Here is a 15,571-nt window from a genome sequence, read left to right as displayed (position 1 = left end):
ATTATCAACTTTATTTTCTAACCAGATTCAATACGTTAACGAAAATTATCCGGCAGAATTTAATCTTGTGCTGCACGAGTCAGCCTATGTCTATATAACCATCAGTCCGTGACTGGTGCGCATCATAAAGTAAGCAGATGAATTGCGCAATTTTTATACAGCACTCATGACTGATTAAAGCGAAACAGCGGTAACAGGAAACGTTGCGACTGTTCAACGATGGCTTCCATTGTCTCTGGTGTTAATTGCCGCCAGAGCCGTTGATACCAGATATCATCACCTTCTCCACGCACCATCATGTTGCCTTCGTAAGCCTGAAGGAATTTCGTACGGGCTTTCTGCAACGTGGAATCGTCATCCAGCATGGCATCGTTTTGCGCGTCATAACAGGTTTTTAGCCACGCGCCGCCACTTTCAGGTAACACCAGCAGCGGCGTGGACATCCCTTCACGATACCCCTCAATCAGTTCTGAGAGGTAATGTAAAGCCTGTTCGGCTGCAAGCGGCGGAAAACGCCACTCGCCGTCTTTGCGTAGAAAAAGGCGACTTTCACCATTACCACCGCTGGCACAGTAGACAAGGTGTTCCAGCCAAAGTTGCATTCCCTGCGCCACACTTAATAAAGAGGGACGCCAGCGTAACAGGCCATCCGGCTGCACCTGCGGCAACCAACCCGTTATTTGCACACCGTTGCAGGCGAGATCAATTTCCATACTTTGCCCCGGTTGGCGACAGGCAATGACTCTGTCGGCAAGCTGCTGCATCTCCTGGCACTGTGTTTCCCAGAAAATTTCACCAAAAGCGCCATACGGTAAATCCCCTGCCGCCCGGAAGCGACGGAACAAGCGTTCGGCATCATCCTGCTCAACCAGTGCATTCAATAACTGCTGATTGATTTGATAACGGCTAAGCCCTTCCAGAATAAATGGCTCGGTGTCGGGGATTTCGCTGTCTTCGGTACGGAAGTTCACCTGCAAACGCATCTGGAAAAATGCCCGCACCGGATGTGCCCAGAATCGTTGTAGCGTTTCCAGCGGCACGGTTTCCGGTAAGGTAAACGGCAGCGGCTGAACAAATTCAGAATGTGCCTTACCAGCCTGGCTTGCCGCAGGTAACCACTCACGTGCATAGCTTTGTCGTTCACCTGGCTGATAGTTTTGTGGATCAAACGGCATCCGGGTATGGAGGCAAGTAAGATGCGCTTTTACCCTCGCCTCGCTTTCATCACAATTGAGCGCTTCATCGCCCGGTAGATAATGGCTTTGCCCGATGTAGTCGATCAGTTCCTGCACCAGCACCGACGGGAAACGTTCACTGTTATCCTGAATGGAACGCCCGATATAGCTGATATAGAGTTTTTGCTGCGCGGAAATTAACGCTTCCAGGAACAGATAGCGGTCATCATCGCGACGGCTACGGTCGCCACGCTTCGGTTTCTGACTCATCAGGTCAAAGCCCAATGGCGCAAGCTGGCGTGGGTAAACGCCGTCGTTCATTCCCAGCAGGCAAACCACTTTGAATGGGATGGAACGCATTGGCATCAGAGTACAAATGTTAACCGGTCCGGCGAGAAAACGCTGGCTGATACGTTCCTGATCCAGACGTTGTGCCAGTTCATCACGCAATAGTGACAACGGCACCGCGTCGCCATACTGCGCACCTAAACCTTCGGCGATAATCGCCTGCCATTGTTGTTCGATCAGCGTCATCGCCGCTTCGGTTTCCGCATCCGGCAGGAAGAAGGCGTTGAGCATATCGCGACAAACCGGCAACCACTCTTCCAGCGGACGCTCCTGCGCCAGCCCGCGACGCCAGATGTTTAGCTGCATTAGCAGTGAAGCCAGATGCCCCACCAGTTCTGCAATTAAGCCGCTCGATTCATCATAAGGCAGAACCGATTGCCACTCGCCCTGCGCGCTTTCCATCGCGTAGCCCAGCAACATGCGCGTCAGGCCAAACCGCCAGGTGTGTTGACCGGTGGCGGGAAGTTCCAGCTCGCGAACGTTATCGTCATCTATCCCCCAACGAATGCCGGACTCGTTGACCCACTGACGTAAATAACGCAGCCCTTCTTCGGTGATGTCAAACCGCGCCGCCAGCACCGGCACATCCAGTAATGCCAGCACGTCTTCCGACACAAATCGGCTGTCAGGCAGTGATAACAGGCTGATAAACGCTTCCAGTACCGGATGTGACTGCCGCGCCCGACGATCGGAAATGGCGTATGGCAGGTAACGATCCGCAGGTGCGCTACCAAACACTGCCTGAATAAACGGACTGTAGCTGTCGATATCAGCCACCATCACGATGATGTCGCGCGGAGTCAGTGTCGGGTCTTCCTCCAGCATCGCCAGCAGGCGATCGTGTAAAACTTCAACTTCGCGCTGCGGGCTATGGCAAACGTGGAAGGTGATACTGTTATCCAGTGGATCAAGAGGGCGTTTGTTATCGCTACGGGAAAACTCTTCGATATTCACACCCGCAACGGCGCGGTTCTCCAGTTCCAGAATGTCAGACTGAATGTTATGCAGCAGGTTATCTGGCGTGACATCGACAAAGGCGTCCAGCTCCTGGCTGCCCTCCAGGTCAGAAAGGAGATAAATGTAGTCGCGCCCCAACTTGCCCCATGAGGCCAACAGCGGGTTGCCGACATCCTGTTCACCATCGCTGTTAAAGAGCTGTCCGGCATTTTCGCTATCGCGAAATAGCGGTAATTCGCGATCTTCAAAACTGTGTCGGCGCTGACGAGTCAGTAGTTTCGCCAGATAAGCAGGATCTTTAATGTCGCCCCAGTAATAACGGCAAGGGTTGGTAAACAGGAGATGGATTTCAATATGTTTACCCAGCGCCTGTAGCGCCTGGAGATAAACAGGCGGTAACGCGGAAATACCGCATATAAAGACGCGCGAAGGTAACCCCGGCGGGCAGGTCGTCGCGGACTCCAGCGTTTCGATAAAGCGCTGATAGAGATTGGCGCGGTGCCAGCGCGGTTGCCCGAGTTCATGGGTATATTCCACCAGCGCCTTCCACAACGGCGCTTGCCAGGCCTGCGCCTCTCCAAGTCCTTCTACCAGATTCCCGGCTTCCCACTGTGCCAGCCAGTCCGGGCGATAGACCAGATACTGGTCAAACAGGTCCGCCGCTTTAGAGGAAAGCTGGAACAGTTTTCGCTTGTCGCTATCGTCAGTCAGATAATGCCGCAACAGGGTAAAGTCTTCGCGCTCCAACAGTTGCGGCAGCAGAGTCATCAGTTTCCAGCTCATGCTCTGTTTGTTAAAGGCGCTCTCTTTGGGGATCTCCGGTAACACCCGGACGAACATATCCCAGATAAAGCTCGCTGGCAGCGGAAAATCAATGTTTGCCGCAATACCAAACTTTTGTGACAGGGTCATTTGCAGCCACTGCGCCATACCGGTACTTTGCACCAGAATCATTTCTGGTTCGAAAGGATCGTCCAGCCGTTCGCGTTCGACGATAAACTCCATCAACTCTTCCAGCACGTCCAGACGATTGGAATGGTAGACCCTTAACATAGCGGCTCCTGACTACTGACGATTCGGGCAATGCAGGCGGGTCATCTCGCCTTCTCTGCCCCCGGGTGAAACTAGCGTAACGCTGATGCTGACACATCCCGCCTGCGATGTCTGCATTCGGTTGACCTGCCAGTGGGCAGGTGGCGAATTCGCGCGCAGTTGCGTTTGCTGCCAGCCATGCCGCCAGAGCTGTTGGTACTGGTTTCTACTGGCAAGACTGTTCATTAATGTTCGCTGGAAACCCGATAACGCAGTGACAATCATCACCATCAGCACCATCGCCAACATCACCTCCGGCAGGCTAAAGCCTTGTTGATTCTTCAGGGAAGCTGACATAACGCCCTCTCTTTCAGCGGACAAAAATCGCTCCAGCCGCGTGGCGAAAAAACAATGTTTCCATCGATGACTTCGCCTGTTCGCCACAACGAAACGCCTTCATAACCGGCAATCAATAAGGCTTCATTATCTGCCAATAAACGCAGACAAACCCGGGCACCGGTGGCAGCGTACAGTAAGCACTGAACTGCGGGCTGCGTCTGCCAGGCGTGCATTTTTCCCCACTCCAGCGTCGACTGAACGATGGCCTGGCGGCGCAATGACTGACTTTCCATGCTCACGCGAGAGGCAAAACTGCGATCCTGCTGACTCATTCCTTGCAATAGCAAGCTACCCAAAACCAGCAGCATAAGGACCAGAGCCAGTGACGAAACACCCTTTTCGCGGTTCACAGGTTGAATCCTGTCACGCTATAGCTGGCATCCACCACAGTTTGTGGATCAGCCTTGCTGGCAGCATGCATATTAACCGTCAACACCGGCGAGAAACCGCTGACATCCTGTCGGGTGACCTGAAAAGTGTCGATAATGATGACATCCGGATTAGTGACTTTATCCCAGCCCTTACCTTCACAGGATGTCGCACCGCGAAGCGTTTCCAGCACATGCTCCTTCAGACGAAATCCAATCTGGTCGGACTCTTTTACCGGTTCGCGATCCCAGATACCGTTACTGTTCGCATCCCACTGCACAATGATACAGTCCCCCTGTCCGACAATTTCCAGCCCTTCGCCGGTACAGCTGCCATGACAATAACCCGCCCTCTGGAGATGCTTCGCGACGGTAAATACCCGCAGCCAGATTTCATCTTCCAGCGCCAGCTTACGGGTGCTCGTTAAACTTTCACGCTGTAACGCAGGCAGAAAGCGTGCTGCCCCCAGCAACAATACGCTACTGATCGCCATAGCAATCAACACTTCCAGCAGAGAAAAACCTAGCTCTTTTACAGGCATCCTTCTGTTTCTCCTTGCTGACAAAGCCGGAGTCTTCCCCACGGCGAAACCACCAGCCACCACTCGCCCGTTGAGTTTTTAAAGCGAATATGCCCGGCCCATGCGGTATTGCGCAGGCCAAAGAAAGCAAGCGAAGGTGTCAGGTCGCTCATTTCGACTTCGGGCCAGCGTGGCACAAAGACCAATGGTGAACTGCCATGACAGGTATTGGCCCCAGCCGCGGAACTCACAAGGCACCATAACGCCCCCTCCCTGATAACGCTGATACTGTGGTCGCGGTTATGCCAGTTGGCATCTTCACGTAAATAGAGCAAATAGTCCCGCGCCTGGCTGGCGGTTTGCCATAGCCGTTGCGACTGCTGCCAGTATTGCCAGCCATAGAGTCCACTTGCGCTTAGCATGACCAGAATCAGCATCGCGACCAGCGTTTCAATCAGCGTATAACCACGTTGTGTTTTCATGCCGGCAGTATGGAGCGAGGAGAAAAAAAGACGAGGGCCAGTTTCTATTTCTTCGGCGCATCTTCCGGACTATTTACGCCGTTGCAGGAGGTTGCAAAATTTCGGGAAGGCGTCGCGAAGAATTTAACGGAGGGTAAAAAAAACCGACGCACACTGGCGTCGGCTCTGGCAGGATGTTTCGTAATTAGATAGCCACCGGCGCTTTAATGCCCGGATGCGGATCGTAGCCTTCAATCTCAAAGTCTTCGAAACGGTAGTCGAAGATGGATTCAGGTTTACGTTTGATAATCAGCTTCGGCAGCGGGCGCGGTTCACGGCTTAATTGCAAATTGGTTTGATCCATATGATTGCTGTACAGGTGCGTGTCGCCACCGGTCCAGACAAAATCACCCACTTCCAGATCGCACTGCTGCGCCATCATATGTACCAGTAACGCATAGCTGGCAATGTTAAATGGCAGGCCGAGGAAGACGTCACAGGAGCGCTGATAAAGCTGGCAAGAGAGTTTGCCGTCTGCCACATAGAACTGGAAGAATGCATGGCACGGTGCCAGCGCCATTTTATCCAGTTCACCAACGTTCCACGCTGAAACAATAATGCGGCGGGAATCCGGGTCGTTTTTCAGCTGGTTCAGTACCGTAGTGATCTGGTCAATATGACGACCATCTGGCGTTGGCCAGGCACGCCACTGTTTACCATACACCGGACCGAGGTCGCCATTTTCATCGGCCCATTCGTCCCAGATGGTGACATTGTTTTCGTGTAGATAAGCAATGTTAGTGTCGCCCTGCAAGAACCACAGCAGTTCGTGGATGATGGAACGCAGGTGGCAACGTTTGGTTGTCACCAGCGGGAATCCATCCTGCAGGTTAAAACGCATCTGATGACCAAAAATGGAAAGCGTTCCGGTTCCGGTACGGTCGTTTTTCTGTGTGCCTTCGTCGAGCACTTTTTGCATCAGTTCTAAATACTGTTTCATGGTTCCTCAGGAAACGTGTTGCTGTGGGCTGCGACGATATGCCCAGACCATCATGATCACACCCGCGACAATCATCGGGATGGAAAGAATTTGCCCCATGCTGATGTACTGCACCCAGGCACCAGTAAACTGCGCGTCGGGCTGGCGGAAAAACTCAACAATGATGCGAAACGCGCCGTAACCAATCAGGAACAAACCTGAGACAGCTCCCATTGGGCGCGGTTTACGAATATACAGGTTGAGGATAATAAACAGCACCACACCTTCCAGCAGCAGCTCGTAAAGCTGTGATGGGTGGCGCGGCAGCACACCGTAAGTGTCGAAAATGGATTGCCACTGCGGGTTGGTTTGCAGCAGCAAAATATCTTCTGTACGGGAGCCGGGGAACAGCATGGCAAACGGGAAGTTCGGGTCAACGCGGCCCCACAATTCACCGTTAATAAAGTTGCCCAGACGCCCGGCACCAAGACCAAACGGAATGAGTGGTGCGATAAAATCAGAAACCTGGAAGAAGGAACGTTTAGTACGGCGGGCGAAGATAATCATCACCACGATAACGCCAATCAGGCCGCCGTGGAAGGACATGCCGCCGTCCCAGACACGGAAAAGATACAGCGGATCGGCCATAAACTGCGGGAAGTTGTAGAACAGAACATAACCAATACGTCCACCGAGGAAGACGCCGAGGAAGCCCGCATAGAGTAAGTTTTCAACTTCATTTTTGGTCCAGCCGCTGCCCGGACGATTCGCCCGACGTGTTGCCAGCCACATTGCAAAAATGAAACCCACCAGATACATCAGGCCGTACCAGTGAAGCGCTACGGGTCCTATTGAGAAAATGACCGGATCAAACTCCGGAAAATGCAGATAGCTACTGGTCATCTGTCACCACAAGTTCTTGTTATTTCGCTGAAAGAGAACAGCGATTGAAATGCGCGCCGCAGGTTTCAGGCGCTCCAAAGGTGCGAATAATAGCACAAGGGGACCTGGCTAGTTGCCGGATACCGTTAAAAGATATGTATATGATCCGCGCTACAACCCTCCGCGAATCAACCCGCCCATCCCGCGACGCTCCATAAAGGCCGCAACCTGATGGCGAACTTCGGTCGCCAGTTGCGCTTCCAGACTGCGCTGCGCAAGGTTTTCTGCTTCGGCATAATCAATGCGCCGCAGCAGGTATTTTACGCGCGCTACAGAACGTCCGTTCATAGACAGATGGCGATACCCAAGCCCAATAAGGATTGCCACGCACATGGGATCGCCCGCCATTTCACCGCACAAACGGAGATCGATACCATGTATTTCCGCTTCCCGAGCGATCATCGCCAGAGCTCGTAACATTGCAGGATGAAGACTGTCATAAATGTTCGCCACCCGGGTATTGTTGCGATCAACGGCCAGGATGTATTGAGTCAGATCGTTGGTGCCAACAGAGATAAAATCGACCCGCTTTGCCAGATGCGGCAGCATAAATACCATTGACGGCACTTCAAGCATGATGCCGATACGTGGTTTGGGAATTTCGTAACCGATCATCTCCTCGACTTCACGTCCGGCACGTTCAATCAGGCGGCGTGCTTCGTCAACTTCATCGAGGCTGGTGACCATCGGCAACAGAATATTCAGGTTGCCCGTAGCGGCATTAGCACGCAGCATCGCCCGCACCTGAATCAAGAAGATCTCCGGCTGATCGAGCGTAATGCGAATCCCACGCCAACCCAGGCATGGATTCTCTTCGCTGATCGGCATGTAAGGCAGCTGCTTATCTGCTCCGACATCCAGCGTACGCAAGGTGACGGGTTTATCATTGAACATTTGCAGCATCCCCTGATACTGCGCCACCTGTTCTTCTTCCGACGGAAAACCACTTTGCAACATGAATGGGATTTCAGTGCGATAAAGTCCTATGCCATCAATACGGCTGCCCAGTTTTTGTTCATGTTCCGGGCTTAAACCGGCATTGAGCATGACTTTAATGCGCTCGCCGCTTTTTAACTGGGCGGGTAAATTGACGTCATCTTCCGCCAGACGGCTAAGCTCAATCTCTTCACTAATTAGCCGCTGATATTCTTGCAGCAGTACCGGCTCCGGATCGACCAGCAATTCACCGCGATAACCATCGACGATCAACGTCCGACGATGCAGCACCGAAGGCTGAATATCCGCGCCCATTACGGTAGGGATCCCCAGCGCACGTACCATGATCGCAGCATGGGAGTTGGCTGCGCCATCTCGCACGACAACACCGACTAAGCGATCCTGGGGCAGCTCAGCAAGCGTTGTCGCTGACAGTTCATCTGCCACCAGAATGAAACGTTCCGGCCAGGCGTTCGGCCCTTGATTAGCGTCATCAAGATGAAACAGCAATCGCTGACCCAGCGCACGTAAATCGCCAGCCCGCTCTTTGAGATAGTTATCGCTTAGCGCGGCAAACTGTTCGGCAAATTTTTCAATGACCGTTTTTACCGCCCACTCTGCCACCGAGCCTTTATCAACCTCGGCAAACAATTCGCGACGCAGCCGGGTGTCCGAAAGCAGGTGCGAGTAAAGATCGAAAATAGCCGCCGTTTCTTTTTGTGCACCGGCGGCAAAGCGTTTGCTGTAGCGGCGAAACTCGTTTGCCGCTTCTTCCAGCGCCCCGGTCAGTCGTTCGCGTTCCAGAGCCGGATCCAGCGTTGATGCCTGATACACCTGTTCCATTAAAGGTAACGTGGCATCCTGCCAGCCTTCGGCAATCGCCACACCAGGCGCTGCCGGTAATGCACGGATTCGCGTCTGGCGATATTGCCCAAACAAGGCAGTCAACTGCGACTGAGAAAGAATCGCTGCCATCTGGGTGGCAAGCGTCACCAGGAAGGATTCTTCACTTTCGTCATACTGGCGCAACTCTCGTTGCTGTACCACCAGTACACCAAGCAACTGGCGACGTTGAATAATTGGTACGCCTAAAAACGCGCGGAAACGTTCTTCTTTTACGGAGGGGATGTATTTGAAGCTGGGGTGCTTTTGCGCATCTGCAAGGTTTATCGGTTCCGCCAGCCTGCCAACCAGGCCGACGATCCCTTCATCAAACGCAAGCGTTACAGTGCGACCGCGTGGTTTTTTCAGCCCCCGGGTCGCCATCAGGTAGTAACAACGTCGGTCATGATCGGCCAGGTAGACCGAACAGACCTCGGTATCCATCGCAAGACAGATGTCGGTAACCAGAATATTTAACGCCTCATTCAGGCGTGGTGCGCTGGCTACCTTTTCGACTATTTCGCGCAGGCGAGTGAGCATAATTGGCGTGACTTAACCTCTTTTACGTCGATAAGCAGATGCGTTTTGTGGTTTTGGCGTATTATCCTGCAGCGCCATCACAACACTCGCGAACTCTTTCATTACCCTACGGTAGACATCACGTTTAAATGACACCACCTGTCTGACCGGATACCAGTAACTTACCCATCTCCAGCCATCAAACTCTGGTGTACTGCTGGTTAGCATATTGATTTCTGCATCGCCGCTCACCAGCTGCAAGAGAAACCATTTTTGTTTTTGGCCGATACAAACCGGCTTCGTGTCCCAACGCACCAAACGTTTCGGTAATTTGTAGCGCAACCAGTTACGCGTTGAAGCAAGGATTCGAACGTCTTTGCGGCTTAATCCTACTTCTTCAAACAATTCACGGTACATCGCCTGTTCTGCGGATTCTCCTGGGTTAATTCCGCCTTGCGGAAATTGCCAGGAGTGCTGACCAAATCGCCGGGCCCACATTACCTGCCCCTGGCGATTACAAATCACGATACCTACGTTTGGGCGGTAGCCATCGTCATCAATCACCGGACTACCTCAAAATAAAGCTTTATATACGAATGATTGTTTCATACTCCATGAAGACGGTAAACCACTCTCTGCAGGGCATTACACACTAATAACAATTGAATAACTCACAGTTATGTGCAGAGTTATAAACAGAGGAAGGGGTGGATAGCCGTTTTTATTCACCTTTTCTGTGGATAGAGTTGTGAAGAACTACGGAATTACTACGGGAAAACCCGGAGCATTCTGAATAAGCCTGATATCGACATTTTAAAATAATCATTATTAGTCAATGCATTACATGTAATTTAAGTAATAAAAAGGAGTAATTCGTGACCCAGGTCACACCTCTCATTTACAGGTTGGCGAAAGATCAACCAACGCCGTATTTATCCACAGAATGTGCCACTAAGTTAAGCACTGAACCACTAAAAACTGGAGTTTCGTCGCACGTCAAGGCTGTAAATGGAAACAGTAGTGGAGGTTTTTCACAGTTATCCCAGCTTTCTGTGGATAACATGGTGTAAGATCCTGTTTATTTTCAGTGACCAGATTTGGAAAACCCGTTGCAGTGTTGCGCAACTCGATTACCGACAATCTAAAAAGCAATATAAATCATAGAATTGAATAACGCATGTGGAAAAAGTTACACTGCGAATATTCGGCAAAGAACAGCTGTTTGTTTTTTAACCAAGGTATCATGACATGTCCCAACCTCGCCCACTGCTTTCTCCTCCCGAAACAGAAGCACAGTTGTTAGCGCAAGCACAGCAACTTTCCGGTTATACACTGGGTGAACTGGCGGCACTTGCTGGGCTGGTGACGCCGGAGAATTTAAAACGCGATAAGGGCTGGATCGGCGTGTTGCTGGAGATCTGGCTAGGTGCCAGTGCAGGGAGTAAACCAGAACAAGATTTTGCTGCTCTGGGTGTGGAACTTAAAACTATTCCTGTGGATAGTCTTGGGCGTCCGCTGGAAACAACATTCGTTTGTGTTGCCCCATTAACGGGCAATAGTGGAGTGACCTGGGAAACCAGCCACGTGCGCCACAAGCTCAAACGCGTGCTGTGGATACCGGTTGAAGGCGAACGTAGCATCCCGCTGGCGCAGCGTCGCGTAGGATCACCATTGCTATGGAGCCCGAATGAAGAGGAAGACCGGCAACTGCGCGAAGACTGGGAAGAATTAATGGATATGATTGTTCTCGGTCAGGTTGAGCGGATCACCGCTCGTCACGGGGAGTATTTACAGATACGCCCGAAAGCAGCGAATGCGAAAGCGCTTACCGAAGCCATTGGTGCCCGGGGCGAACGGATTTTGACGCTGCCGCGTGGCTTTTATTTGAAGAAGAATTTCACCAGTGCGCTGCTGGCCCGTCATTTTCTGATCCAGTAGCCATCGCTTTGACCTGCCGCTTTCCGGGCATATAATTACCGCTTCATTTTTTTGGCAGGGCTTTTTAGATGTTATTTGCATGGATAACCGATCCTAACGCCTGGCTTGCGCTCGGTACGCTGACGCTGCTGGAGATCGTTCTTGGGATCGACAATATTATTTTTCTTTCTCTGGTGGTGGCAAAGCTCCCCACAGCACAACGTGCTCATGCGCGGCGTCTGGGGTTGGCGGGAGCCATGGTTATGCGTCTGGCGCTGCTGGCATCAATCGCCTGGGTTACGCGCCTGACAAATCCGCTTTTTACAATATTCAGCCAGGAAATTTCCGCCCGTGATTTGATTCTGCTTCTGGGTGGCTTGTTCCTTATCTGGAAAGCCAGCAAGGAAATCCACGAATCCATCGAAGGTGAAGAAGAAGGGCTGAAAACACGCGTTTCATCATTCCTCGGCGCTATCGTGCAAATTATGCTGCTGGATATTATCTTCAGCCTCGACTCGGTGATTACCGCTGTGGGTCTGTCAGATCACCTGTTTATTATGATGGCAGCCGTGGTGATTGCCGTAGGCGTGATGATGTTTGCCGCGCGCTCGATTGGTGATTTTGTCGAACGCCATCCTTCGGTAAAAATGCTGGCGCTCTCTTTCCTGATTCTGGTGGGCTTTACCCTGATTCTGGAAAGTTTCGACATCCACGTACCGAAAGGTTACATCTACTTCGCGATGTTCTTCTCTATTGCGGTTGAAAGCCTCAACCTGATTCGCAACAAAAAGAATCCGCTCTGATACTCCGTACGCTCTCCTGCAGGAGAGCGTACTCACTCCTGTTACCCTCACAGTTTAAGATTTTCCTGCTTTCAAGATATATAACGTCGGTTTATAAAAAGACTATTATCATAGGTGGGCCAAATGAGGATAACCGGATGAAAAAATGGGCAGTAATAATTTCTGCAGTCGGACTGGCGTTTGCTGTTTCCGGGTGTTCCAGTGATTACGTCATGGCGACCAAAGATGGCCGTATGATTTTGACCGATGGAAAACCTGAAATTGATGATGATACCGGGCTGGTGAGTTATCACGATCAGCAAGGTAACGCGATGCAAATTAACCGTGATGATGTTTCGCAAATTATTGAACGTTAAAAAATAAGGTCAGCATCCGGCTGGCCTTAAGATTTTTCGCTTTCCCTTTTCCCTTCCCTCTGCCATTTTTATATTCCTTATGTCGTGATTATAAAAAGGAAACGGCTATGCAATATCACCGTATACCCCACAGTTCGCTGGAAGTCAGCACGCTGGGGCTTGGCACGATGACGTTTGGTGAACAGAACAGCGAAGCCGACGCCCACGCACAACTCGACTATGCCGTCGCTCAGGGCATTAACCTTATCGACGTTGCCGAAATGTACCCAGTGCCGCCGCGCCCTGAAACGCAAGGGTTAACCGAAACCTACGTCGGTAACTGGCTGGCAAAACATGGCAGCCGCGAAAAGTTAATTATCGCTTCCAAAGTGAGCGGACCGTCGCGCAATAATGACAAGGGCATCCGCCCGGATCAGGCGCTGGATCGGAAGAATATCCGCGAAGCTCTGCATGACAGCCTCAAGCGCCTGCAGACTGATTACCTCGATCTTTATCAGGTGCACTGGCCGCAGCGCCCAACCAACTGCTTCGGCAAACTCGGTTATAGCTGGACAGATTCTGCCCCTGCGGTTTCGCTGCTGGATACGCTGGACGCACTGGCAGAGTACCAACGCGCGGGGAAAATTCGTTATATCGGCGTATCGAATGAAACTGCATTTGGCGTAATGCGTTACCTGCATCTGGCGGACAAACACGATCTGCCGCGTATTGTCACCATTCAGAACCCCTACAGTCTGTTAAACCGCAGTTTTGAAGTGGGTCTGGCAGAAGTCAGCCAGTATGAAGGGGTCGAGCTGCTGGCCTATTCGTGTCTGGGTTTCGGCACGCTGACCGGGAAATACCTCAACGGTGCAAAACCTGCTGGCGCACGTAATACGCTCTTTAGCCGCTTCACTCGCTATAGCGGTGAGCAAACGCAAAAAGCCGTCGCGGCGTATGTCGATATCGCCAGACGTCATGGCCTGGATCCTGCTCAGATGGCGCTCGCTTTTGTACGCCGTCAACCGTTTGTTGCCAGCACTCTGCTGGGTGCAACCACGATGGAGCAGCTGAAAACTAACGTCGAAAGTTTGCATCTGGAGTTAAGCGAAGACGTATTAGCTGAAATTGAAGCGGTGCATCAGGTTTATACTTATCCGGCACCGTGATCCTTTCGCCTGGTGTTTTGCACCAGGCGTCTCTTTTCCCCACTTTTCAGAATATATTCACTACTTTTCGCCACATCTTTCCTGACAAAGCGCAATAGTCTCTTTTGGTCAACGCCAGCGCGCGTTTCAATGTCTGTGCCCATTGTTAAGGATAACCATGTTGATTTTCAAACCTATTCCCCTCGCCATATTGCTTACCGGGTGCCTGTCCTCCGCCTGGGGGGCGCAGTTAACTCAACCGCTAACACTCAAAGACGTCACTGTTTATCTGCATGGTGCCAGCCTGCAAGGTGAAGAGATACTCAACTTACCGGCAGGTGAAAGCGAAATTATCTTTACTAATATCGCCAATTCAGTAACCGACGACAGCATCGCCATTTCTATCGATAACGGAGTGACGGTGCTTTCCTCACGTATCGCGCTAACGGAAATACAGCCGAATGCGCTGCCGTCAGATATTCAGCAACAGTTAAAAGCAGCAAAGGTGGAACAGGCAAAACTGACCGCCGAGAAAAACAATATCGCGGCTCAAATTAAGGTATTAGAGGCAAATAGCACATTAACAAATAAAAGTGCCGCCGAAGTTGGCAAGTATCTGCAAATGGTGAAAGAGAAAAATGGTGAGTTATTACAAGTCGACAATGAGTTGACGCAGAAACTTGCTGATAACCAGCTTGAAATTGAAAAGCTGGAGCAACGCGAGAGCATGAGTAACGGCGATTCGGTGGCAGCCAATGATCCGCAGGTTATTATCGCTAAGGTCTATGCCCCAAAAGCCGTCACAGCGAAAGCGGTGGTACGTTATATGACCCCTGATGCTACCTGGACGCCGATCTATGATATTCACGCCACTGCCATAAACCAGCCGCTGCGTCTGGTTTACAAGGCTAATATTCGCCAGTATACGGGGTTGCCCTGGAAAGGCGTTAATCTCGTGCTCTCGACCAGTGAACCTGATACTCATCTTACGTTGCCACACCTGGAAACCCTGTATGTGGATGTTCCGGAGTATGGTGGTGTAAGCGGCTCGCTTTCAGCATCACCCGTGATGGAACAGCGTTCGGAATATTCGTCTAACCAGGATGCCTCAGAATTGCAGAAAACCCTGAAGGCAGAGATGCAAAAAACAAGGGAGCGACAAGCCGGGCGCAAGTATGCCGAACAGGCAGTGCCAGCTTCGGCGCGACCAGAAAGTTTCACTGCGCAAAATGTCCGCTATGCGCTTTCGCTGCCGTGGCAAATCGACAGCGATAATACCGCGCGCACGGTGGTCATTAAGGAAGAGTCGGTCAGCGGTAAATATCGCTTCTTTGCTATTCCGAAGATCAGTAATGACGCGTATCTCCAGGTGCAAATTAAAGAGTGGGAACAGTTAAATTTAATCCCCGGCGAAAGTCAGATCTTCTTTGGTAACAACCGTACCGGCGTGGGCTATTTGCAGCCGCCAGAAGATGGTAAGTCGCTGGATATTCAGCTTAACCGCGATCCTAAGCTGATTATTCAGCGTAAAGCCGTACTCAAAAAAGAGAATGCGTTATCTATCTTTAACGACAGCGCGGTACGCAACTTCAGTTACACCCTCAATGTAAAGAACAGCTACGGCGAAGCGGTGGATATCACTCTACTCGACCAGATCCCAGTCAGTGCTAACAGTGATATTACGGTGGAAAAAATGCAATATGGCCAGGCACAGTTTGATGCGAAAACGGGTGAACTGTCCTGGACGCTGAAACTGTCAGGCAAAGAGAACGTGAGTCTGCCATTCTCATACAGCGTGAAGTATCCGAAAGGTATGCACCCTTCGGGAATGTGATCTTCACCAGATGGC

15 protein-coding genes are annotated in these 15,571 nt (G+C 51.4%); 5 read left to right on the top strand and 10 right to left on the bottom strand.

Features of this window, described 5'->3' with window-relative positions; all coding sequences use genetic code 11:
• Positions 1-164: 164 nt before the first annotated feature.
• The 10 genes from recC to ygdT form a co-directional block, all read right to left on the bottom strand.
• Complete coding sequence (recC, locus tag BEB42_RS06555; RefSeq protein ID WP_000946956.1) at positions 165-3,533, bottom strand: exodeoxyribonuclease V subunit gamma; 3,369 nt, start codon at positions 3,531-3,533, stop codon at positions 165-167.
• A 12-nt stretch (positions 3,534-3,545) separates the two neighbouring features.
• Positions 3,546-3,869 carry a prepilin-type N-terminal cleavage/methylation domain-containing protein gene (locus BEB42_RS06550; RefSeq protein ID WP_001276462.1) on the bottom strand — a complete coding sequence of 108 codons (324 nt, stop codon included), beginning with the start codon at positions 3,867-3,869 and terminating at the stop codon, positions 3,546-3,548.
• Complete coding sequence (locus BEB42_RS06545) at positions 3,854-4,261, bottom strand: DUF2509 family protein (protein WP_001078401.1); 408 nt, start codon at positions 4,259-4,261, stop codon at positions 3,854-3,856. Before BEB42_RS06545 ends, BEB42_RS06550 begins: the two co-directional genes overlap by 16 nt.
• Positions 4,258-4,821 carry a prepilin peptidase-dependent protein gene (locus tag BEB42_RS06540; protein ID WP_001144288.1) on the bottom strand — a complete coding sequence of 188 codons (564 nt, stop codon included), beginning with the start codon at positions 4,819-4,821 and terminating at the stop codon, positions 4,258-4,260. Before BEB42_RS06540 ends, BEB42_RS06545 begins: the two co-directional genes overlap by 4 nt.
• Complete coding sequence (locus tag BEB42_RS06535) at positions 4,812-5,282, bottom strand: prepilin peptidase-dependent protein (protein ID WP_000857045.1); 471 nt, start codon at positions 5,280-5,282, stop codon at positions 4,812-4,814. The genes BEB42_RS06540 and BEB42_RS06535 overlap by 10 nt, the downstream gene beginning before the upstream one ends.
• 184 nt (positions 5,283-5,466) lie before the next feature.
• Positions 5,467-6,261, bottom strand: coding sequence for a thymidylate synthase (gene thyA, locus BEB42_RS06530; protein WP_000816235.1), 795 nt, complete (start codon positions 6,259-6,261; stop codon positions 5,467-5,469).
• Positions 6,262-6,267: 6 nt separating this feature from the next.
• On the bottom strand, positions 6,268-7,143 hold the full coding sequence (gene lgt / locus BEB42_RS06525; protein ID WP_000204658.1) for a prolipoprotein diacylglyceryl transferase: 876 nt from the start codon (positions 7,141-7,143) through the stop codon (positions 6,268-6,270).
• Positions 7,144-7,293: 150 nt separating this feature from the next.
• On the bottom strand, positions 7,294-9,540 hold the full coding sequence (gene ptsP, locus BEB42_RS06520; RefSeq protein ID WP_000957918.1) for a phosphoenolpyruvate--protein phosphotransferase: 2,247 nt from the start codon (positions 9,538-9,540) through the stop codon (positions 7,294-7,296).
• A 12-nt stretch (positions 9,541-9,552) separates the two neighbouring features.
• Complete coding sequence (gene rppH, locus BEB42_RS06515; RefSeq protein WP_000564484.1) at positions 9,553-10,083, bottom strand: RNA pyrophosphohydrolase; 531 nt, start codon at positions 10,081-10,083, stop codon at positions 9,553-9,555.
• 352 nt (positions 10,084-10,435) lie between these two features.
• Complete coding sequence (ygdT, locus tag BEB42_RS26995) at positions 10,436-10,582, bottom strand: protein YgdT (protein WP_269218580.1); 147 nt, start codon at positions 10,580-10,582, stop codon at positions 10,436-10,438.
• 185 nt (positions 10,583-10,767) lie between these two features.
• Here ygdT and mutH point away from each other — a divergent pair, with 185 nt between their 5' ends.
• The 5 genes from mutH (at position 10,768) to BEB42_RS06490 (ending at position 15,556) form a co-directional block, all read left to right on the top strand.
• Complete coding sequence (gene mutH, locus BEB42_RS06510; protein WP_000082180.1) at positions 10,768-11,457, top strand: DNA mismatch repair endonuclease MutH; 690 nt, start codon at positions 10,768-10,770, stop codon at positions 11,455-11,457.
• A gap of 68 nt (positions 11,458-11,525) precedes the next feature.
• Positions 11,526-12,239, top strand: coding sequence for a TerC family protein (locus BEB42_RS06505; protein WP_000895624.1), 714 nt, complete (start codon positions 11,526-11,528; stop codon positions 12,237-12,239).
• 137 nt (positions 12,240-12,376) lie between these two features.
• Positions 12,377-12,595: a lipoprotein YgdR gene (gene ygdR / locus BEB42_RS06500; RefSeq protein ID WP_000758655.1), complete on the top strand. Its 219-nt coding sequence runs from the start codon at positions 12,377-12,379 to the stop codon at positions 12,593-12,595.
• Positions 12,596-12,702: 107 nt separating this feature from the next.
• A complete protein-coding gene (locus tag BEB42_RS06495; protein ID WP_001199299.1) occupies positions 12,703-13,743 on the top strand; it encodes an NADP(H)-dependent aldo-keto reductase in 1,041 nt (346 codons plus the stop codon).
• A gap of 157 nt (positions 13,744-13,900) precedes the next feature.
• Entirely contained in the window at positions 13,901-15,556 is a 1,656-nt protein-coding gene (locus BEB42_RS06490) for a DUF4139 domain-containing protein (RefSeq protein ID WP_105267241.1), read from the top strand.
• The last annotated feature ends 15 nt before the right edge of the window (positions 15,557-15,571 follow it).

Origin of the sequence: Escherichia sp. MOD1-EC5990 (assembly GCF_002965285.1) — a bacterium.
In the GTDB taxonomy this organism is placed as follows: Bacteria; Pseudomonadota; Gammaproteobacteria; order Enterobacterales; family Enterobacteriaceae; genus Escherichia; species Escherichia coli_F.
The sequence above is the reverse complement of the archived record's forward strand: the minus strand, read 5'-3'. Positions and strand labels throughout refer to the sequence as shown.